The organism is Micromonospora sp. C95, assembly GCF_018070465.1.
GTDB lineage: Bacteria > Actinomycetota > Actinomycetes > Mycobacteriales > Micromonosporaceae > Micromonospora.
Window position 1 is genome coordinate 1 of the sequence record NZ_JAGPXT010000009.1, and the last position, 19,387, is coordinate 19,387.

Sequence of the window (19,387 nt, forward strand, 5' to 3'; positions counted from 1 at the left end):
CGCCTCGGCGACGTCGGGGGCGATCCGGGTGAGTTTGCGCAGCGGTTGGCCGGCCAGGGCGCGCAGGGCCAGCAGATCCCGGCCGGCGGGCGCGGCGGCCAGCGCCGCCGCCGAGCCCGCCCGGCGCATCCAACGCACCCGCAGCGGCAGCCAGCCGAACACCACAAGCCCGAGCGGCACGATCAGCAGCCCGACGGCCAGTGCCAGCGCCAACTGGTCGACCAACTCCTGCTGGTCGCGGCCGGCTTCGGCAAGCGAACGGGCGGCAGCGGCCGCCCGCTCGAAGGGCGCGGTCAGCTCGTCGCCGACCAGCGGCACCCGGCCGACCTTGCCGCCGGCCTCGGCGAGATTGTCGGCAAGCCCGCCGCCGGCCCCCTCCAGCTTCTGCCCGGGTACGGCAAGTTTCTGCACCAGGTCGTGCAGCCACAGCGCGCCCCGGATCGTCGCGTACACCCAGGCGACGACGAGCAGGTCGGTGAGCAGCTGTCGCAGCGCGGTCGGGAAACGATCAGCGTAGATCTTCACGCCGGACAGCCTGCCACGGACCCCGCCCCCCGGCACCCCGTCAGACCGCGCCGATCTTGCAGTTATGGTCGCCGGTATGCCTGCTTTGGCGGCATCCGTCCCGACCAGAAGTGCAAGATCGCCGAGGGGTGGAGTGGGGGTGGGGGTGGGGTCAGGGGGCGCAGGTGGGGCAGGTGCCGAAGATCTCCAGGGTGTGGCTGACGTCGGTGAAGCCGTGCTGAGCGGCGACGCGGTCGGCCCAGGTCTCCACGGTCGGGCCGGCGACCTCGACGGTACGCCCACAGGCTCGACAGACCAGGTGATGGTGGTGGCCCTCGCTGCACCGGCGGTACAGATGCTCACCGCCCGGTGGGCGCATCACGTCGATCTCGCCCGCGTCGGCCAGCCCCTGCAACGTCCGGTAGACCGTGGTCAACCCGACCCGCTCGCCACGGTCGCGCAGCATCGCGTGCAGTTCCTGGGCGCTGTGGAAGCCCTCCGTCTCGGCGAGCAGCGCACTCACCGCCGAACGCTGACGGGTGTTGCGAACCGCCGTACCACTGTCGCTCATGACGCCACTCCGCTTCGCTGCGTGCCGTCATGAGGCACGTCCGCACTGAGCCTGATGATTCGCTCGCTCATGATCCCTCCCCGGCGTGGCTGACCGCGTCCGCCACGATGTGCGCGACGTGCTCGTCGACCAGGGTGTAGGCGATCTCCCGCCCCCGCCGGGAACCCCGGACCACGCCCGCCCCACGGAGCACCCGCAGATGCTGGGAAACCAGCGGCTGGGCCACCCCGAGCTTGTCCACCAGCTCGTGCACGCAGCGCTCACCGCCCGCCAGCTCGCTGACGATCGCCAGCCGGATCGGTGCCGAGAGGGCCCGCAGCAACTCGCTGGCACCCTCGTACGCGTCATAGCCGGATCCGCTGGTCACCCTGCAACGGTAACCAATACCGGCGCACCGCTCGGGATCAGGATCCGCCGAGCACCACCTCGTGGGGCTCCGGAGCCGGCGCGGGCTGGGGTCGGGTCCGCCGGAGCCGGCGCCAACCGGCAGCTAGCAGGGTGACCGTCACGAACGAGGCGATCGCGAGCACCACCACCGAGGCGCCGGGCGCGGTGTCGGCGAGCGCCGCCATCCAGATGCCCGCCCCGCCGGCGAACAGACCCAGCGCCATCGCCGCCGCCATGGTGCTGCGGAACCCCCTGGTGACCTGCTGCGCGGTGGCCACCGGGACGACCATCAGCGCGCTGATCAGCAGTACGCCGACCGCGCGCATGGCGATCGTCACCGTGATCGCCGTGGTGATCGCGAGCAGCAGGTTGAGGGTGCGTACCGGCAGGCCGGAGACGCGGGCGTACTCCTCGTCGTGACAGACGGCGAACAGCGCCGGCCGCAGCCCGATCATCGCGATCAGTACCGCCGCACCGAGCACCGCGATGGTGGCCACGTCGGCCCGGGATGCCGTGCTCAACGCCCCGAACAGGTACGCGTTGAGGTTGGAGCTGGTGCTGTCGGAGAGCCCGACCAGCACCACCCCGCCGGCGATGCCGCCGTAGAAGAGCAGCGCGAGGGCCAGGTCGCCGGAGGTACGGCCACGTTCGCGGATCAGCTCGATGGCGATCGCACCGATGGTGGCCGCGATCACCGCCATGATCACTGGGGAGGTCTGGAAGAGCAGGCCGGCACCGACCCCGGTCAGTGCGACGTGCCCGATGCCGTCACCGATCAGCGCCAGCCGCCGCTGCACCAGGTAGATGCCGAGCGCGGGCGCGGTCAGCCCGATGATCAGAGCGCTGACCAGCGCGAGCTGCATGTACTCGTACTGAAAGAGGCTCATCGTGCGCTCCACAGCCCGGCGGGCTCCTCGGGGCCGTGCGGATGCACGTGGTCGTGGTCCGGAGCCGCGTGGTGCCCGGCCGGCTCCGGTACGGCGCCGTCGTGCGCCACGAACCCCTGGTGTACGACGATCGCCCGGCCGATCACCGGGCGCAGCGGACCCAGCTCGTGGGCGACGAGCAGGACGGTCCCCCCGCCGAGGGTGAAATCGCGCAGCGCACCGGCGAACGCCTCCTGGCTGGCCGCGTCCACGCCGGCCGTCGGCTCGTCGAGGATCAACAGTTCGGGCCGCCCGGCCAGGGCTCGGGCGATGAGCGTGCGCTGCTGCTGCCCGCCGGAGAGGGTGCTCACCGGGTCCTTCGCCCGGTCGGCCAGGCCGACGGCGTGCAGCGCCTCGGCGACGGCCTCCCGGTCGGCTCGCCCGGGTGGGCGCAGCACTCCCCGGCGGGCCAGCCGCCCGGCGGCGACCACCTCGGCGACGGTGGCCGGTACGCCGCTGCCGGCACCGAGACGCTGGGGGACGTACCCGACGCGGTGCCACTGCCGGAACCGGCGGACCGGCCGGCCGAAGAGGGTCACCGTGCCGGCGCTGAGCGGGACGAGCCCGAGGATGGCGCGGATCAGGGTGGACTTGCCGGAGCCGTTGGCGCCGAGGACCGCGACCACCTCACCGGCGGTCACGGTAAGCGAGACGTCACGAAGCACGGGGCGGCCGTCGTAGCCGGCCACCCCGTGCGTGACGGTGATGACGTCAGGTGTCACGAGCAGCTCAACGCCGTCCTCAGGGTTTCCAGGTTGGTACGCATCACCGAAAGGTAGTCCCCGCCGGCCTCGGCTGACAGGCCCTCGATCGGATCCAGCACGGCGGTCTGGGCGCCGACCTCACGAGCGATGGTCTCGGCCACCTTCGGGCTGACCAGCGTCTCGAAGAAGATCGTGGTGGCCTGGTGCTCCCGGGCCTCCTCGGTCACCTCCGCCAGTCGCTGCGGGGACGGCTCGTTCTCCGGGGTGAGCCCGGTGATGCCGATCTGCTCCAGCTGGTACTTCTGCGCCAGGTAGCCGAACGCGGTGTGGCTGACCACGATCTCCCGACGCTGGCAGGTCTTCAGGCCCTCGGTGAACTCGCTGTCCAGTTGCTCCAACTCGGTACGCAGGGTGGCGGCCCGAGCGGTGTAGTCACCGGCCCGGTCCGGGTCGACCGTGCCGAGCCGCTCGGCCAGCTTGTCGCCGATGGTGGCCAGTCGGGTCGGGTCGAGCCAGACGTGCGGGTCCTTGGCGCCCTCGGACGCCTCCTCGGCGTGCTGCTCCTCCTCGGCGTGCGCCTCGTCCTCGTGGCCGTGGTCGTGGCCACCGGCGGTGGCGTCCAGCAGGGGCTCCACGGTCGCCACGTCGAAGGCGCGGTCACCGGCCTGCTGCTCGACCGCCTCGTCCACGGCGGGCTGGAAGCCGTGCAGGAACAGGACCAACTCCGCCTCGCTGATCTGGCCGACCTGGCCCGGGTTCAGCTCCAGGTCGTGCGGCTCGGCACCGGGGCGGGCCAGGCTGGTCACCGCCACGGCGTCGCCGCCGACCCGCTCGGCGAGGAACTGCAACGGGTAGAAACCGGCCACCACGTCGACCCGCTGCGGGTCGGCGCCGGCCGGGCTGTCGTCGTTCGAACAGGCGGTGACGCCGGTCAGGGCGAGCAGGGCGGCCGTGGCGGTGGCCAGGGCACGCGGGGCGGAGCGGAAGGTCATGCCCTCGACTTTCCGCGACAACGACAATGATTGTCAAAAACGCATGATTGCATGTCAGAGCAGCTTCACCAGACCGGCGGTGACAAGCAGGGTCAGCACGATCAGCCGGATCGCCCGGGTCTGCGGCGTCTGCACCGACCAGGTGGTCACCAGCAGGGCCGCCAGCGCGCCGGCCAGCAGCAACGTCAACAGCCCGCCGAGCACCCCCGGAGCGAAGAACGCGACAAGCGCGAGAAGGAGGGTGACCAGGAACACCGTCGTCGGGTTGGTCCGGGCCAGTCGGGCGGCGATCCCAGGCTGCGTACGCTGCATCCCACAGACTCTACGAGGAGGAGAAGCCGGTGCTGGTGACCAACCGGTTCGTGGTCGACGAAGACGTCGCCGAAGCGTTCGCCGCCCGGGCCCACGCAGCCCTCGCGGCGCTGGCCGCCCGGCCCGGCTACCAGCGCGGACAGCTCGTCCGGGCGCTGGACGACCCCCGTCACTGGTGCCTGGTCACCGAGTGGGAGTCGGTGGGCACCTACCGCCGTGCCCTCGGCGGATTCGACGTGAAGATCACGGCGGTGCCGTTGCTCGCCGAGAGTCTCGACGAGCCGTCCGCGTACGAGCCGTTGGCGACCGCCGTGCCGGGCGGGGACGTGGTCACGGTGGCCAGCGACCGGGCTGCGGGTCCTTACCGCTGAGTCGCTGGGCACTACGCTGGCTCCTATGACCGCTCCCGGACCGGCAGCCCCACCACCAGACCCCTCGCTGCCCGGCCCCGATGCGCCCCCGCCCAGCCCGGAGCAGGGTGCGCCGGTGCCGCCGCCCGGGCCCGGGGTGGCGCCGCCGTTCGCGGCACCGCCGACCGAGGGAGGTCGATCCCGGCTCTGGCTCGGTCTCGGCGCGGGAGCACTGGCTCTCGTGCTCTGTTGCGGTGGTGGCGGCACCGCAGTCGTCGGCCTGCTCGTCAGTCAGGTGCAGGCGATCGAGGAGCAGGGCCGCACCGTCTCCGGCGACTACTACCGGGCCCTCTCCGACGGTGACTACGCCCGGGCGTACGACCAGCTCTGCGAGGACGCCCGGCGGCGCGAGTCCCGGCAGGAGTTCGAACGCCGCTCCGCCGCTGAGCCGCAGATCTCCTCCTACCGGGTCGGTGAGGTGGACACCACCACGCTCACCGTGCCGGTGGAGGTGACCTACCGTGGCGGCGGCCAGGAACGCCAGCAGGTCGTGCTGGCACAGGATCCACAGACCGGCGGCATGGAGGTCTGCGGAGTCAACTGACCGGCCGCAGGTAATGTGCTGGGTTCGGGACCGCACCGGTCGTACCGTGGTCCCGAACCGTCCCCGCCGACCGTGACGTCCCCGCCGACCGCCAGTCGGCGTAGGAGGAGAAATGCCAGCCGACCGTATCGACGCCGTCGTCAGCCTCGCCAAGCGCCGAGGCTTCGTCTTCCCCTCCAGCGAGATCTACGGGGGCACCCGGTCGGCGTGGGACTACGGTCCGCTCGGCGTGGAACTCAAGGAGAACGTCCGCCGGCAGTGGTGGAAGACCATGGTCCAGCAGCGCGACGACGTGGTGGGTCTGGACTCCGCGGTGATCCTCGCCCGGGACGTGTGGGCCGCCTCGGGGCACCTGGAGGCCTTCGTCGATCCGCTGACCGAGTGCCAGTCCTGCCACAAGCGGTTCCGCGCCGACCATCTTGAGGAGGCGTACGAGGCCAAGCACGGCCGCCCGCCGACCTCGCTGGCCGAGCTGAACTGCCCGAACTGCGGCAACAAGGGCACCTTCACCGAGCCACGGATGTTCAACGGTCTGATGAAGACCTACCTCGGCCCGGTGGAGAGCGACGAGGGCCTGCACTACCTGCGGCCGGAGACCGCCCAGGGCATCTTCGTCAACTACCGCAACGTGGAGACGGTGGCCCGAAAGAAGCCGCCGTTCGGCATCGCGCAGACCGGCAAGTCGTTCCGCAACGAGATCACCCCGGGCAACTTCATCTTCCGTACCCGCGAGTTCGAGCAGATGGAGATGGAGTTCTTCGTCGAGCCGGGCACCGACGAGCAGTGGCACGAGTACTGGCTCGCCGAGCGCTGGAACTGGTACCTCGACCTCGGTCTGTCGGAGAACAACCTGCGCTTCTACGAGCACCCCAAGGAGAAGCTCTCGCACTACTCGAAGCGCACCGTCGACATCGAGTACCGGTTCCAGTTCGGCGGCACCGAGTTCGCCGAGTTGGAGGGCATCGCCAACCGCACCGACTTCGACCTCTCCACGCACAGCAAGCACTCCGGCGTCGACCTGTCGTACTTCGACCAGTCCAAGGGCGAACGGTGGATCCCGTACGTGATCGAGCCGGCCGCCGGCCTCACCCGCGCGGTGCTGGCCTTCCTGCTGGAGGCGTACGACGAGGACGAGGCGCCGAACACCAAGGGCGGCGTCGACAAGCGCACCGTGATGCGTTTCGACCCTCGCCTGGCCCCGGTCAAGGTGGCGGTGCTGCCGCTGTCGCGTAACGAGGCGCTCTCGCCGAAGGCGAAGGGCCTCGCCGCGCAGTTGCGCAAGCGCTGGGTGGTCGAGTTCGACGACTCGCAGGCCATCGGTCGCCGCTACCGCCGGCAGGACGAGATCGGCACCCCGTTCTGCGTCACCGTCGACTTCGACACGCTCGACGACGACGCGGTGACCGTACGGAACCGGGACACCATGACCCAGGAACGGATCGGCCTGGACCAGGTCGAGCGCTACCTGATCGACCATCTGCCCGGCTGCTGATCCCGGCTCGCCCCGGTGAGCGCGGTCCGGACCGCGCTCACCGGGTAACGCAACTGGCATCCATGGCCGATGATGTCGTCAGGGCGGGCAGCGCCGCACGGAGACGACGAAGGGCCGACGACGTGGAGCCGGAAGCACGCGAGGAGATCTTCGAGCGGGCGCGGGAGCTCTCCAGCCGACCGGCGGGCTGGCAGCAGGCGGACGCGCTCTGGCTGCGGGTGATCGAGGCGTACCGGCAGGCCGTCGCGGGTGGCCGGGTCGACCGGCACGATCAACGCCAGCTGGCCCGGGCCCTGTGGCGGCACAGCATGGTGTTGGCCGCCATGGGCCGCCACGACCGGGCGAAGGATTCGGGCCACGAGGCCATCGTGCTGTTCGCGGAGATCCATCAGGCGGTGAAGGCGGAACATCCGGATCCGACCCAGCCACGCCGGGACGAGGCGCTGGGTGAGCTGATCACCGCGTTCGTGGACTCCGGCGAGTCGGCGTTCGTGGCCGGCAGTCCCGTTGCCCGGCTGCAGTTGCTGGAGAAGGCGATCGAGATCGGTCTGTACAGCGCCGGTCCGCCGCCCGGCGCCGGGCCGCGTACCCGTGCGGCGATGGCCACCGCCTACCACAACTACGCGAACGCTCTGCTGCACCGCCACCAGGAGCAGGGTGCGGCGTCCGATGTCCAGGAGGCGGTGCTTGCCGGTTCCCGGGCGACGGAGCTGCGTCTGAAGGCGCTCGACCCGCATCAGCCGATCACCATCTGGGAGCTGGCCAACACGTACTCCATCTACGCGCCGGCGTTGTTGATGGTCGGTGACGTCGAGCGTGCCCGGTTGGTGGTCGAGCAGGGCAGCCAGCTGGCTGATCTGCTCGGCGTGACCGGCATGGAGATCCGGCACAAGCTACGGGCGACGGCGGATCTTCTTCGGAGTGCCTCGGAGCCTGACCGCGGGGGTCGCCGGTGGCCGTGGCAGCGGCGCTGACCACGGCCCCCGTACCCTTGGGCGGTGGAAACCGCCCTCCGTCCCGCCACCGACCTGCCGCCGCTGGCCATCGGACCGCACCGGGTGTGGCCGCCGGTGGTGCTCGCCCCGATGGCCGGCATCACGAACGTCGGCTTCCGGCAGCTCTGCCGCGAGCAGGGCGGCGGCATCTACGTCTGCGAGATGATCACGACCGTCGCCCTGGTCGAGCGGAACCCGAAGACGCTGCGGATGATTGCGTTCGGGGCGGACGAGCGCCCGCGTAGCCTCCAGCTCTACGGCACCGACCCGGAGACCACCGCCGCCGCCGTGCGGATCGTGGTCGAACGGGACCTCGCCGATCACATCGACCTCAACTTCGGTTGTCCGGTGCCGAAGGTGACCCGGCGCGGTGGCGGCGCGGCACTGCCCTGGCGGCGGCGGCTCTTCGCCCGCCTGGTGCGGGCCGCCGTGGACGCCGCGTCACCCGCCGGGGTGCCGGTCACGGTCAAGATGCGCAAGGGCATCGACGACGACCACCTGACGTACGTCGAGGCGGGGCTGGCCGCCCAGGAGGCCGGCGTCGCCGCGGTCGCCCTGCACGGGCGTACGGCCGCCCAGCGGTACTCGGGCACCGCCGACTGGGACGCCATCGCCACCCTCAAGCAGGCGCTCGACGTGCCGGTGCTCGGCAACGGCGACATCTGGGAGGCCGACGACGCGCTGCGGATGGTGGCGCACACCGGGGTCGACGGTGTGGTCATCGGCCGTGGCTGCCTCGGCCGGCCGTGGCTCTTCGCCGACCTGGAGGCGGCGTTCGACGGCTCGCCGCAGCGGCGGCTGCCCATGCTCGGCGAGGTGGCGGTGACCATGCGCCGGCACGCCGAGCTGCTGGTCGAGCAGTTCACCGCCGGTGCCCGCAACCCGGCCCGGGGTGAGCGGGACGGCTGCACCGACTTCCGCAAGCACGTCGCCTGGTACCTCAAGGGCTTCCCGGTCGGCAGCGAGCTGCGCCGCTCCCTGGCGATGATCGACAGCCTGGCCCAGCTCGACGACCTGCTCGGCAAGCTCGACCCCGCGGTGCCATTCCCGGTGGAGACGTTGGGCCAGCCGCGCGGCCGCACCAACTCGCCGGGCAAGGTCTTCCTGCCCGACGGCTGGCTGGCCAGCCGCGACGACGACACCGTTCCCGAGGGCGCCGAGCTGGACGACTCCGGCGGCTGACCCCGACCGCCCCCACCCCCACCCCACCCCGTCGCCCCGCCCTCGCATCCGCCTGCTGGCGGCGAGGCGGCAACATCGGGGATGTTGCTGCCTCGCCGTGGCTTGACACCACAACATCCCCGATGTTGCTGCATCCTCCGGGCGGTCCGGGGTGGGGTGTGGGTGGGGATGGCGTAGGGGTTGGGTCGGGGGGAGAGACGGCGAAGGGCCGACCCGCTGGGGGTCGGCCCTTCGTGGTGTTCCCGGTTGGTCAGGAGGTGGCGGTGTAGCCGCGGGTGGCGATCCAGTCGGCGAGGGCGTCGATGCTCATCCGGTAGGAGGCCTGGGCGGGGTCGGCGGAGTCGGCGATGGTGACCGTGTCGCCGCCGTCGCGGTAGCCGACGACGCTGATGTAGTGGCCGCCTTCGAAGCTGTGCGTGGTGCCGTCGGTGTCGGTGGCGGTGCCGGCGATGTTGGCGACCACGGCACGGCCGTTGTCGACGGTGCGGACGATGTCGTCGCGCAGCTTGTCGGTCTGCTTGTCGTCGGCCTTGGTGTCGGTGATCTCGACCGACTTGTAGACGTCCTTGCCGGTCTCCTTGTTCAGTACCGGGGTGATGTCGTTGATGGAGTTGGTGCCGGCCTCGGTGGTGCGCATTTCCTTGGCCATGGTGTCGACGTCGATGTTCTTGCCCTGGACGCTGAGTGCGTTGCGGGCGGCGGCGGGGCCGCAGTAGTAGAAGTTGGGCTGGGCTTCGTAGCGGACGCCGAGTTCGCGCTCGCCACCGGCCTTGCGGTCGGTCTGTACCTGTGCGGCCGGCTTGGTGGTGGGGGCGGCGTGGGCGGCGACGGCGGGGCCGGCGATGCCACCGGCGGTGGCGGCGGCTGCGGCGATGGTCAGGGCGGTCTTGCGCAGGATGGTGGTAGCCATGATGGTCTGCACCTTTCGGTCGGGGGTGCGCGGCGGTTCCCGCGGTAAGGGGGGTGCGGGTGGGCCTCGCGTGAAAGGGAAGACGTGCTACGAGCTGGTCCGTTGCCCGGAGACGGTGTAACGCCGGGTGGTGCGGGGTCATTCCGGGGCTCGCGGCCCGGCCAGATGTAACGCCGGGTGGTGCGAAGTCATTCCGGCCGGGGTCATTCCGTGGGCGTCGCGGGAGGCGGTCGCCCTGGCGTTGTCCGGGGGATGTAACGCCCGACGGCGGGGGGCCATTCCGACCCGGGCCGGGGGCGGCGCTCGGAGGCGCCCGTGGTTACCCCATGTACAACCACCGGACCCGGCCCGCGATTCCGCCGGTGGCGTGGCCGCGGCCACCGACGAACCGGACAATCCGGCCACATGGTGATCCGGGTGTCAGGGGCTGGTCAGGAGCCGGGTGCCGGCGACGCCGAGCCAGGTGATCCCGGCATATATCGCGATCCGCTCGAACAGCCCCACCCGGCGCGCCGGGGCGCACCCCGGCATGGTCGAGGGTGGCGCAGGTGAGGAAGGCGGTCAGCACCAGCGCCGCGACGCCCCGCCCCATCGCGGAGGCGCTACTGGCGATCCTGCGTACGGCCGGTTTTCGGGACGAGGGCTGTGCGTGGGCGGTCGACCGGCTCTCCCTCTACGTCACCGGCGGGGGCTCGGCCGGCTCGGCGCTGGACGACGGCCTGCGCGGGGCGGGCACCGCCGTCGCCGGCCAGGGCAGATCGGGGCAGCGGTGGTACGCGATGCCTGCCATCGCCCACCGTGTGCCGTGCAGCGCCAGTCGTTCGCGGAACGCTGCCCAGTCGTGCGTCGAGCGGGGGGACCAGCCCAGCTCGGCGATGGCGGGCAGTCGGGGGAACAGCATGAACTCGATCTCGGCGAGGGTGGTCACCGACTCGGTCCACAGCGGCGCCTCGACGCCGAGCACCGCCTCGGCCGGTACGCCCGCCAGGTGATCGGCCGGGTTCCAGTCGTACGCCCGGCGTACGTCGATCAGGCCGGCCCAGTCGTGCCCGATCGGGGTGTCCGGGGCGTACTTCATGTCGAGGTACGCGTGGTTGCCGGGGGAGAGGATCAGTCGAGCGCCCCGGCGTACCGCCTCGGCGGTCGCCGGGTCGTCGCCGGTCGTGCCCCACCATTGCAGGATCCGCCCGTCGCAGTGGGCTGCCGGGGCGATCTGGTGCCAACCGATCACGTCCCGGCCCAGCCCAGCCACGATGCGTTGCGTCCGCTCGACGAAGCCGGCGTACACCTCGGCGGGCACCTTGAACGCCTCGTCGCCGCCGATGTGCAGCCACCGGCCGGGGGTGAGCGCGGCGATCTCGCCGAGCACGTCGGCGACGAAGTCGTACGTGCGCTCGTTGGCGGGATCGACGTAGCTGAAGCCCACCTCGGTGCCGGCGTACGGCGGCGGTGCGACCCGGTCGGGGGCCAGCTCGCCGTACGCGGTCAACGCCGCGTTCGTGTGACCGGGCAGATCGATCTCGGGGATCACGGTGATGTGCCGGTCGGCGGCGTAGCCGACGATCCGTTGGTAGTCGGCCCGGGTGTAGTACCCGCCGGGGGCGTCGCCGACCGCGCCGGCCCCGCCGACGGTGGCCAGTCGCGGCCAGGAGTCGATCGCGATCCGCCAACCCTGGTCGTCGGTGAGGTGCAGGTGCAGCCGGTTGAGCTTGTACCGGGCCAGGTGGTCGATCACCCGCAGCACGTCGGTGACGCCGAAGAAGTGCCGGGCCACGTCGAGCATCGCGCCCCGGTGGGGATAGCGGGGGCGGTCGAGGATCGAACCGCCGGGCAGCACCCAGCGTTCGGTGACCGGGGTGGCGCTCTCGACGGCGGCCGGCAGCAGCTGCCGCAGCGTCTGCACCCCGTGAAAGAGGCCGGCGGCGGTGCCGGCGGCGATGCGTACGCCGTCGGTGCTGATGTCGAGCCGGTAGCCCTCCGCGCCCAGGGCAACCTCGTTGGTCAGGGCGAGGGCGATGCCGCCGGCCGGGACGGGCGCAATGGTGTCGGTCACCGGCAGCGGGTATCCGGTGGCCGGGCGCAGCAGCGCGGCGAGCTGCCCGGCGACGGCCACGGCGGCCGGATCGGCGCTGACCCGGATCACCGCGTCGGCGCTGAGCAGGTAGTCGGCCGCGGCGTCCGGTTCGACCCGTTCCGGGGCGGGCACCACGTCACCCAGCCGGGCCGCTGCCGGCGGCCCGAGCAGCGCCGCCGCCTTCCGCTCCGCCGCACCGGCCAGCTCCTCGGCGGTACGCCCGGCAGCCTGAGCCGCGTCGTCGGCACCCGCGGCGGTCTCGGCCGCCGCGTCCACCGGTACGGCGGCCTGCGCCTCGGCGCTGGCGTTCGTCCGCGCGACGGACTCCGCCCCGGCGTTCGCCCGGGCGGCGATCCCACCACCTGTGCCGCCCCGGGCGGCGGTCTCCCGCTCCGGGGTGGACGCCGCCTCGGCGGGTGGGGTGGCGGCGCGGTGGGTCGGGTCGAGTGGTTCCGGAGCGGTGCGGGGTGGGGCGGACACGAGGACTCCCGAGGGGGTGTATTCGCGGCGGTTGTGGCAATGGTGCGGGGTGGTCACAGAGCGTGCCGTCAAGCGTACGGGGAGGCCGGCAATTGCGTGAATGTGCGCGTGGAAACGTTCCCAAAAACTGTGCCGAACGCGAACAGTCGTGATTGCTGTGCCTATTGTCACCGAATGGCCCCGGGCTGCGCGATGTTCGCTTAGCCTTCGCCCACCGATCGGCACGACTCCCCGGATTGCCAGCCCATGGATTCGGGGTATCGGAAAACTGAACCTTCGTTAAGTGTCAATCCGGGCGCGTGGGAGGCTCTGGTGGCTGCGCAAGAGACGGTTGAGCACAAGTACGTCTACGACTTCGCCGAGGGCAACAAGGATCTCAAGGACCTCCTCGGCGGCAAGGGGGCGAACCTGGCCGAGATGACGAATCTCGGCCTGCCGGTGCCGCCCGGCTTCACCATCACCACCGAGGCGTGCAAGGCGTACCTCGGCACGGGTACGGAGCCGGCCGGACTGGCCGAACAGATCAGCGCGCACCTGACGGCGCTGGAGCGTGAGATGGGCCGGCGCCTGGGTGACCCGGACGACCCGCTGCTGGTCTCGGTGCGCTCCGGGGCGAAGTTCTCGATGCCCGGGATGATGGAGACCGTACTCAACGTCGGTCTCAACGACCGCAGCGTCGAAGGGCTGGCCCGGCAGGCCGGCGGCTCGACCGACCAGCCCGCCTCCGGCGGCGCGGACAGGTTCGCGTGGGACTCCTACCGGCGGCTGATCCAGATGTTCGGCAAGACCGTCTGCGACGTACCTGGCGAGGAGTTCGAACACGCGATCGACGAGGCCAAGCGCGCCAAGGGCACCGACCTCGACCTGGACCTGGACGCCGACGACCTGCGCGGGCTTGTCGACGCGTACAAGAAGATCTTCACCAAGCACACCGGGCGGGAGTTCCCGCAGGAGCCGCGCGAACAGCTGGACCTGGCGGTCCGCGCGGTGTTCGACTCGTGGAACGCCGAGCGGGCGGTGGTCTACCGCCGGCAGGAGCGGATCCCGGCGGACCTCGGCACCGCCGTCAACGTGGTGGCGATGGTCTTCGGCAACCTCGGTCCCGACTCCGGCACCGGCGTCGCCTTCACCCGCGACCCGGCCAGCGGTGCCCAGGGCATCTACGGCGACTACCTGGCCAACGCGCAGGGCGAGGACGTCGTCGCCGGCATCCGCAACACCGTGCCGTTGCAGGAGCTGGAGCGGATCGACAAGGACTCCTACGACGAACTGCTCGACTACCTGGCCCGGCTGGAGCGGCACTACCGCGACCTGTGCGACATCGAGTTCACCATCGAGCGCGGCAAGCTGTGGATGCTGCAGACCCGGGTCGGCAAGCGCACCGCCGCCGCCGCGTTCGTCATCGCCGGCCAGCTCGTCGACGAGGGCCTGATCGACGTCGACGAGGCGCTGCACCGGGTCAACGGCGCGCAACTGGCCCAGCTGATGTTCCCGCGCTTCCAGCTCGACCACGAGTTCCAGCCGGTCGCCACCGGCATCGGCGCCTCGCCGGGCGCGGCGGTCGGCAAGGTGGTCTTCACCTCGGCCCGCGCGGTCGAGCTGGCCGCCGAGGGTGAGGCCGTCATCCTGGTCCGCCGGGAGACCAACCCGGACGACCTGAACGGCATGATCGCCGCCCGGGGCATCCTGACCTCGCGGGGCGGCAAGACCAGCCACGCCGCCGTGGTGGCGCGGGGGATGGGCAAGACCTGTGTCTCCGGCGCCGACCAACTGGACATCGACGTGCCGAAGCGGCGGTTCGTCGTGGCCGGACACACGGTCACCGAGGGCGACGTGGTCTCCATCGACGGCACCACCGGCAACGTGTACCTGGGCGAGGTGCCGGTCAGCCCGTCGGAGGTGGTGCGCTACTTCGAGGGTGAACTCGACCCGGCGAGCACGGACGACGCCCTGGTCAAGGCCGTACACCGGATCATGTCGCACGCCGACGCCAGCCGGCGCCTGGTGGTGCGTACCAACGCCGACACCGCCGCCGACGCGGCCCGGGCCCGGCGCTTCGGCGCCGAGGGCATCGGGCTGTGCCGCACCGAGCACATGTTTCTCGGCGACCGCCGTGAGCTGGTGGAACGACTGATCCTGGCCCGCGACCCGGCCGAGCGGGAGGACGCGCTCGCCGCGTTGCTGCCGTTGCAGCGGGCCGACTTCGTGGAGATCTTCCGGGAGATGAACGGCCTGCCGGTCACCGTCCGGCTTATCGACCCGCCGCTGCACGAGTTCCTGCCGCCGCTGGAGCAGCTCGCCGTGAACGTGGCGGTCGCGCAGGAACGCGGCGAGGACGTCGCGAAGGAGGAGGCGCTGCTCGCGGCGGTACGCCGCATGCACGAGGAGAACCCGATGCTCGGGCTGCGCGGCGTACGCCTGGGCCTGGTCATCCCCGGGCTGTTCGCGATGCAGGTCCGGGCCATCACCGAGGCGGCCGTGGAGTGCACCCGCCAGGGCGTCCCCGCCTGCCCGGAGATCATGGTCCCGCTGGTCGGCGCGGTGCAGGAGTTGGAGACGGTACGCGCCGAGGCCGAGCGGATCATCGCCGAGGTGGTCGGCGGCAGCGCCGTCGACGTGCTGATCGGCACGATGATCGAGGTGCCCCGGGCGGCGTTGACCGCCGGGCAGATCGCCGAGGCGGCCGAGTTCTTCTCCTTCGGCACCAACGACCTGACCCAGATGGGTTGGGGCTTCTCCCGCGACGACGTCGAGGGGGCGTTCTTCTGGCGCTACCTGGAGCTGGGCATCTTCGGCATCTCACCGTTCGAGTCCATCGATGCCGACGGCATCGGTCGGCTGGTCCGGATCGCCGCCGAGGAGGGGCGGGCGGCCCGCCCGGGGCTCAAGATCGGGGTCTGCGGCGAGCACGGCGGCGACCCCGACTCGGTGCACTTCTTCCACTCCGTCGGGCTGGACTACGTCTCCTGCTCACCGTTCCGGGTGCCGGTGGCCCGGCTGGAGGCCGGCCGCGCGGCGGTGATCACCACCGGCTCGGACAGCCGCTGACCCACACGGCTCGCCCCGCCCGGGACGAGCCGTCGCCCGCGTCGCCCGCGTCCCCTGCGTCGCCCGGGTCGGCTGGGTCGCTTGGGTCGCCTGGGTCGCCCGCGTCGCCTGGGTCGCCCGCGTCGCCCCATGCCACCCCACGCCGCCTCGTGTCAGGTCTGGAGGCAGCAACATCGGGGATGTTGCTGTGTCGCGCTGCTTTGAGGCAGCAACATCCCCGATGTTGTCGCCCTGCCTGCCGTGGCGTGGGGTGGCGTTCGGCGCGGCGCGGCGTACGGCGTGGCGTGGCGTGCGGCGTACCGCGTGGCCGCGGCGTACCGCGTGGCGCGGTGCGTGGCCGGCGCACGGTGGCGGGCGGAGTGCCCGGGGCGCCCGCAAGATGCAGTGGTCAGAGCGGGGGGCGGCGCCAGGTGATGGACTGTGCGCGGCGGGGGCGCTGGTTCGGCAACGTGGCCATCGGGGTGCGCACCGCCAGCGGGGCGTGCGGATCCGCCTGGTGGGGCAACAGCGTCGGCTGGCGGCAGGCGGCCAGCGCCGGACCGGCACGCCGGACCACCCCACGGGCCTCCTCGCGCAGCGCCGCCAGATCCGCTCCCGGTGTGGCGACCAGGGTCAGCAGGGCGTCCCGGCCGGCCGGGTAGGTGACCACGCAGCCGGCCGTGGTGTGCACCACGGACTCGTGGAACTCGCCCTGCCGCACGGTGGCGGCCATCCGATGCCCGAGGCCGAAGCTGGCTGCGGCCAGCGCCGCCAGGTGAGTGGCGTCGGTCGTGGGCAGGTCGCTGGAGATGAGCAGGCCGTCCGTGCCGGCGAGGACCGTGCCGGCGACCTCGGGACGGCGTCGGCGCAACCCGCGCAACTCGGTGCCCATCATCGTTTCCGCGTTCACGAGCGTGTCTCTCCCACCGGTCGTGTCTCGCCGCAACAGGTGACTTTCCGCTATGGCGACGCTACCGGTGGATGTCGATGAGCGCGATCCCGTCACCGTCGGCAATCGGACGGCAACTCTCATCTGATCGGAGGATGCGGACCCGCCGGGGCCACGTCGTCGGCGCGCCGAACCGAGCCCCCGGGCGTAACCTGACTTCGCCCGTGGACCGTCGTTTCGCGAAGGGGTGGCCGGATGGGATCCCGTACCGAGTTGTCAGAGGCTGTCGGTGTCGCGGTGGCGGTGTCCGGATGACCGCCGTGTGGGAGAGCCTGACCGTCGACGCCCGTGATCCGGGTCGGCTGGCCCGCTGGTGGGCCGAGGCGCTCGGGTACCAGGTGGTCGAGGAGCGGCCGGACGAGGTGGAGATCCGGCAGAGCGCGGATCGGCTGCCGGGCATCGTCTTCGTGCCCGTGACCGGGGCCAAGGCCGGCAAGAACCGGCTGCACCTCGACCTGCGGCCGACCGACCGGGAGGCCGAGGTGGAACGGCTTGTCGACATGGGCGCCCGGCACGTCGACATCGGCCAGGACGGCGACGACTGGACGGTGCTGGCCGACCCGGAGGGCAACGAGTTCTGCGTGCTGCGGCAGCGTGGGGATTGAGTGCCGCGTCCGGTGCGCCGGACGCGGCGCGTCGGGTCGCGGAGCCGGTCAAGGATCCGGAGCACGGCCGGTCCCCGTACGAGCGGGACCGGGCCCGGGTGCTGCACTCGGCGGCGTTCCGCCGGCTCGCCGCGAAGACCCAGGTGCACACGGCCGGCACCGACGACTTTCTGCGTACCCGGCTGACCCACTCGCTGGAGGTGGCCCAGATCGCCCGGGAGATGGGCGCCCGGCTGGGCTGTGACCCGGACGTGGTGGACACCGCCGGACTGGCCCACGACCTCGGACACCCGCCGTTCGGGCACAACGGCGAGGGCGCGCTCGACGAGTTGGCCGCCGACTGCGGTGGGTTCGAGGGCAACGCCCAGACGCTGCGGGTACTCACCAGGTTGGAGGCCAAGGCGTACGCCCAGGACGGGACGTCCGCCGGGCTGAACCTGACCCGCGCCTCGCTGGACGCGGTCGGCAAGTACCCGTGGACCCGCCAACCCGGCCGGCGCAAGTTCGGGGTGTACGCCGACGACCTGCCCGCCTTCGCCTGGCTGCGGCAGGGCTCCCCGGCCGGCGAGCGGCGGTGCCTGGAGGCGCAGGTGATGGACTGGGCCGACGACGTGGCGTACTCGGTGCACGACGTCGAGGACGGCATCCACGGCGGCTATCTCACGCTGGAGCCGCTGCTCGGCGACCCGGACGAGCGGGCGGCGCTCTGCGCCGACGTCGCCGCCGTCTACTCGACCGAGTCGCCCGACTACCTCGACGCGGCGTTGTCGGATCTGCTCGCCGACCCGGTGCTCGCCCCGCTGGCCGGTTACGACGGCAGCCACCGGGCGCAGGCCGCGCTCAAGGCCACCACAAGCGTGCTGACCGGTCGGTTCGTGGCGACCGCCGTCGCCGCCACCACCGAACGCTCCGGCCCGGGACCACACCGACGGTACGCGGCCGACCTGGTCGTACCCCGGCCGTTGCGGGCCCGGTGCGCGCTGCTCAAGGGCATCGCCCTGCGCTACGTGATGCGTCGGCCCGGTGCCCAGGGCCGCTACCAGCGGCAGCGGGAGATCATCGCCGGGCTCGTGGCAACCCTCACCGCGCGGGCACCGGAAGTGCTCGATCCGGTCTTCGCTCCGCTGTGGCGGGAGGCAGCCGACGACGAAGGTCGACTGCGAGTGGTGATCGACCAGGTGGCCTCGTTGACCGATCCCGCCGCGCTGGCCTGGCACGATCGTCTGATCAGAAGCTGACATCGCTGCCGGGGGCTGACCGTTGGGCCGCGAGTGAGGTTAGCCTAACCGAATGACGGATCGCTCGAAGAAGGTCACCTCCGCCCGCGTACTGCGTACCTGGCGGCCCACTGCGCACGTGGTCCGGCTGGTGCTCGGCGGGGAGGAACTGGCCGGCCTGCCGGTCGGCGAGTTCACCGACCACTACATCAAGATTGTCTTTCCGGTGGCCGGGGTCGACCACCCGCGCCCGATCGACCTGGCCGCCATTCGTCGCGACCTGCCGCGCGAGCAGTGGCCCCGGCTGCGCGCGTACACGGTCCGCGCCTGGGACGCGGCGGCCGGGGAGATGACCGTCGACGTGGTGCACCACGGCGACGAGGGGCTGGCCGGTCCGTGGGCGGCGGCGCTGCGGCCCGGCGACGAGGTGCTGTTCGTCGGCCCGGGCGGGGCGTACGCGCCGAACCCGGCGGCCGACTGGCACCTGCTGGTCGGCGACGAGAGCGCCCTGCCGGCGATCGCCGCCGCCCTGGCCCGGCTGCCCGTCGGTGCGCCCGCGCACGTGTACGTCGAGGTCGACGGCCCGGCCGACGAGCAGCCGCTGCCCACCCCCGGCGCGGTGCGACTGACCTGGCTGCACCGGGGCGTACGTCCGGTGGGTGAGGCGTTGGTGGCCGCGGTGCGTGACTTGGAGTTCCCGCCCGGCACCGTGCACGCCTTCGTGCACGGTGAGGCGTCGTTCGTCCGCCAGTTGCGTCGTCTGCTGCGGGTGGAACGGTCGGTTCCCCGCGAGTGGCTGTCCATCTCCGGCTACTGGCGCAAGGGCCTGGACGACGAGGGCTGGCGGGCCACCAAGGCCGACTGGAACCGCCAGGTCGAGGCGGACGAACAGCCGCGTCTTCCCGTGCCGCTCGGTTGACCTTGCGGTCGATAACCGGCAAGGTGGCACCCCAACTGCGCCCCTGAACGCCCGAAAGTCGGCTCTCAGGGTGCGATTCGCCGGAATGCCGGAGCGCGACGGCAGGGGAACGGGAGGATGGTCAGGGGTGACCATGAGCGAGCAGGTAGACGAGAAGGCCGCCGAACCTGGCGGTAGAGGCGGCGCG

At 71.8% G+C, this 19,387-nt stretch carries 19 protein-coding genes; 9 read left to right on the forward strand and 10 right to left on the reverse strand.

The features are described from left to right. From KBX00_RS13060 to KBX00_RS13090, 7 genes are all read right to left on the reverse strand, one after another. Positions 1 to 525 (reverse strand): hypothetical protein (locus KBX00_RS13060; protein ID WP_210826663.1); only part of this gene is annotated, 525 nt, incomplete at its 3' end. A gap of 151 nt (positions 526 to 676) precedes the next feature. After that, the gene (locus KBX00_RS13065) at positions 677 to 1,075 is read right to left on the reverse strand and encodes a Fur family transcriptional regulator (RefSeq protein WP_210826665.1); all 399 of its coding nucleotides are present in this window, start codon (positions 1,073 to 1,075) and stop codon (positions 677 to 679) included. A gap of 67 nt (positions 1,076 to 1,142) precedes the next feature. Then, positions 1,143 to 1,442, reverse strand: coding sequence for a helix-turn-helix transcriptional regulator (locus KBX00_RS13070; protein WP_093407467.1), 300 nt, complete (start codon positions 1,440 to 1,442; stop codon positions 1,143 to 1,145). Positions 1,443 to 1,479: 37 nt separating this feature from the next. Continuing rightward, a complete protein-coding gene (locus KBX00_RS13075) occupies positions 1,480 to 2,349 on the reverse strand; it encodes a metal ABC transporter permease (protein WP_210826667.1) in 870 nt (289 codons plus the stop codon). After that, positions 2,346 to 3,110 carry a metal ABC transporter ATP-binding protein gene (locus KBX00_RS13080; protein WP_210826669.1) on the reverse strand — a complete coding sequence of 255 codons (765 nt, stop codon included), beginning with the start codon at positions 3,108 to 3,110 and terminating at the stop codon, positions 2,346 to 2,348. Before KBX00_RS13080 ends, KBX00_RS13075 begins: the two co-directional genes overlap by 4 nt. Then, positions 3,107 to 4,084, reverse strand: a complete 978-nt coding sequence (locus KBX00_RS13085; RefSeq protein ID WP_210826671.1) for a metal ABC transporter substrate-binding protein — start codon at positions 4,082 to 4,084, stop codon at positions 3,107 to 3,109. The genes KBX00_RS13080 and KBX00_RS13085 overlap by 4 nt, the downstream gene beginning before the upstream one ends. 54 nt (positions 4,085 to 4,138) lie before the next feature. Next, positions 4,139 to 4,396, reverse strand: a complete 258-nt coding sequence (locus KBX00_RS13090) for a hypothetical protein (protein ID WP_210826674.1) — start codon at positions 4,394 to 4,396, stop codon at positions 4,139 to 4,141. Between the two features lie 29 nt (positions 4,397 to 4,425). Here KBX00_RS13090 and KBX00_RS13095 point away from each other — a divergent pair, with 29 nt between their 5' ends. From KBX00_RS13095 to dusB, 5 genes are all read left to right on the forward strand, one after another. Next, positions 4,426 to 4,767, forward strand: coding sequence for an antibiotic biosynthesis monooxygenase (locus KBX00_RS13095; protein WP_164449440.1), 342 nt, complete (start codon positions 4,426 to 4,428; stop codon positions 4,765 to 4,767). Between the two features lie 25 nt (positions 4,768 to 4,792). Further along, positions 4,793 to 5,350, forward strand: a complete 558-nt coding sequence (locus KBX00_RS13100) for a hypothetical protein (RefSeq protein ID WP_301547875.1) — start codon at positions 4,793 to 4,795, stop codon at positions 5,348 to 5,350. Positions 5,351 to 5,462: 112 nt separating this feature from the next. Then, positions 5,463 to 6,842, forward strand: coding sequence for a glycine--tRNA ligase (locus KBX00_RS13105; RefSeq protein WP_210826676.1), 1,380 nt, complete (start codon positions 5,463 to 5,465; stop codon positions 6,840 to 6,842). Positions 6,843 to 6,964: 122 nt separating this feature from the next. Next, positions 6,965 to 7,816 (forward strand): hypothetical protein, encoded by an 852-nt coding sequence (locus tag KBX00_RS13110; RefSeq protein ID WP_210826678.1) that lies wholly within the window; start codon positions 6,965 to 6,967, stop codon positions 7,814 to 7,816. A gap of 54 nt (positions 7,817 to 7,870) precedes the next feature. Further along, complete coding sequence (dusB, locus tag KBX00_RS13115; protein WP_301547893.1) at positions 7,871 to 9,019, forward strand: tRNA dihydrouridine synthase DusB; 1,149 nt, start codon at positions 7,871 to 7,873, stop codon at positions 9,017 to 9,019. Between the two features lie 250 nt (positions 9,020 to 9,269). Here the strand turns inward: dusB and KBX00_RS13120 are convergent, their stop codons facing one another. Both KBX00_RS13120 and KBX00_RS13125 read right to left on the reverse strand, forming a co-directional pair. Further along, positions 9,270 to 9,929: a C39 family peptidase gene (locus tag KBX00_RS13120; RefSeq protein ID WP_210826683.1), complete on the reverse strand. Its 660-nt coding sequence runs from the start codon at positions 9,927 to 9,929 to the stop codon at positions 9,270 to 9,272. Between the two features lie 673 nt (positions 9,930 to 10,602). Continuing rightward, positions 10,603 to 12,483, reverse strand: coding sequence for a beta-N-acetylhexosaminidase (locus KBX00_RS13125; RefSeq protein ID WP_210826685.1), 1,881 nt, complete (start codon positions 12,481 to 12,483; stop codon positions 10,603 to 10,605). 312 nt (positions 12,484 to 12,795) lie between these two features. On the opposite strand from KBX00_RS13125, the gene ppdK reads away from it, so the two are divergent. After that, on the forward strand, positions 12,796 to 15,531 hold the full coding sequence (ppdK, locus tag KBX00_RS13130) for a pyruvate, phosphate dikinase (RefSeq protein ID WP_210826686.1): 2,736 nt from the start codon (positions 12,796 to 12,798) through the stop codon (positions 15,529 to 15,531). A 388-nt stretch (positions 15,532 to 15,919) separates the two neighbouring features. On the opposite strand, the gene KBX00_RS13135 is transcribed toward ppdK, so the two are convergent. Further along, a complete protein-coding gene (locus KBX00_RS13135; protein ID WP_210826688.1) occupies positions 15,920 to 16,420 on the reverse strand; it encodes a roadblock/LC7 domain-containing protein in 501 nt (166 codons plus the stop codon). A 290-nt stretch (positions 16,421 to 16,710) separates the two neighbouring features. Here KBX00_RS13135 and KBX00_RS13140 point away from each other — a divergent pair, with 290 nt between their 5' ends. Genes KBX00_RS13140 through KBX00_RS13150 form a run of 3 tightly spaced genes read left to right on the forward strand, consistent with a single transcriptional unit; the run spans position 16,711 to position 19,200 of the window. Next, on the forward strand, positions 16,711 to 17,064 hold the full coding sequence (locus KBX00_RS13140) for a VOC family protein (protein WP_164449447.1): 354 nt from the start codon (positions 16,711 to 16,713) through the stop codon (positions 17,062 to 17,064). After that, positions 17,061 to 18,302 carry a deoxyguanosinetriphosphate triphosphohydrolase gene (locus KBX00_RS13145; protein ID WP_210826690.1) on the forward strand — a complete coding sequence of 414 codons (1,242 nt, stop codon included), beginning with the start codon at positions 17,061 to 17,063 and terminating at the stop codon, positions 18,300 to 18,302. The genes KBX00_RS13140 and KBX00_RS13145 overlap by 4 nt, the downstream gene beginning before the upstream one ends. A gap of 52 nt (positions 18,303 to 18,354) precedes the next feature. Further along, the gene (locus KBX00_RS13150) at positions 18,355 to 19,200 is read left to right on the forward strand and encodes a siderophore-interacting protein (protein WP_210826692.1); all 846 of its coding nucleotides are present in this window, start codon (positions 18,355 to 18,357) and stop codon (positions 19,198 to 19,200) included. Positions 19,201 to 19,387 lie beyond the last annotated feature (187 nt).

Bases quoted from the DNA above. Each gene is read 5' to 3' on its own strand.
- KBX00_RS13065 (WP_210826665.1), bottom strand. From the start codon at position 1,075: ATGAGCGACAGTGGTACGGCGGTTCGCAACACCCGTCAGCGTTCGGCG.
- KBX00_RS13140 (WP_164449447.1), top strand. From the start codon at position 16,711: ATGACCGCCGTGTGGGAGAGCCTGACCGTCGACGCCCGTGATCCGGGT.
- KBX00_RS13090 (WP_210826674.1), bottom strand. From the start codon at position 4,396: ATGCAGCGTACGCAGCCTGGGATCGCCGCCCGACTGGCCCGGACCAAC.
- KBX00_RS13120 (WP_210826683.1), bottom strand. From the start codon at position 9,929: ATGGCTACCACCATCCTGCGCAAGACCGCCCTGACCATCGCCGCAGCC.
- KBX00_RS13150 (WP_210826692.1), top strand. From the start codon at position 18,355: ATGACGGATCGCTCGAAGAAGGTCACCTCCGCCCGCGTACTGCGTACC.
- KBX00_RS13100 (WP_301547875.1), top strand. From the start codon at position 4,793: ATGACCGCTCCCGGACCGGCAGCCCCACCACCAGACCCCTCGCTGCCC.
- KBX00_RS13085 (WP_210826671.1), bottom strand. From the start codon at position 4,084: ATGACCTTCCGCTCCGCCCCGCGTGCCCTGGCCACCGCCACGGCCGCC.
- KBX00_RS13075 (WP_210826667.1), bottom strand. From the start codon at position 2,349: ATGAGCCTCTTTCAGTACGAGTACATGCAGCTCGCGCTGGTCAGCGCT.
- KBX00_RS13105 (WP_210826676.1), top strand. From the start codon at position 5,463: ATGCCAGCCGACCGTATCGACGCCGTCGTCAGCCTCGCCAAGCGCCGA.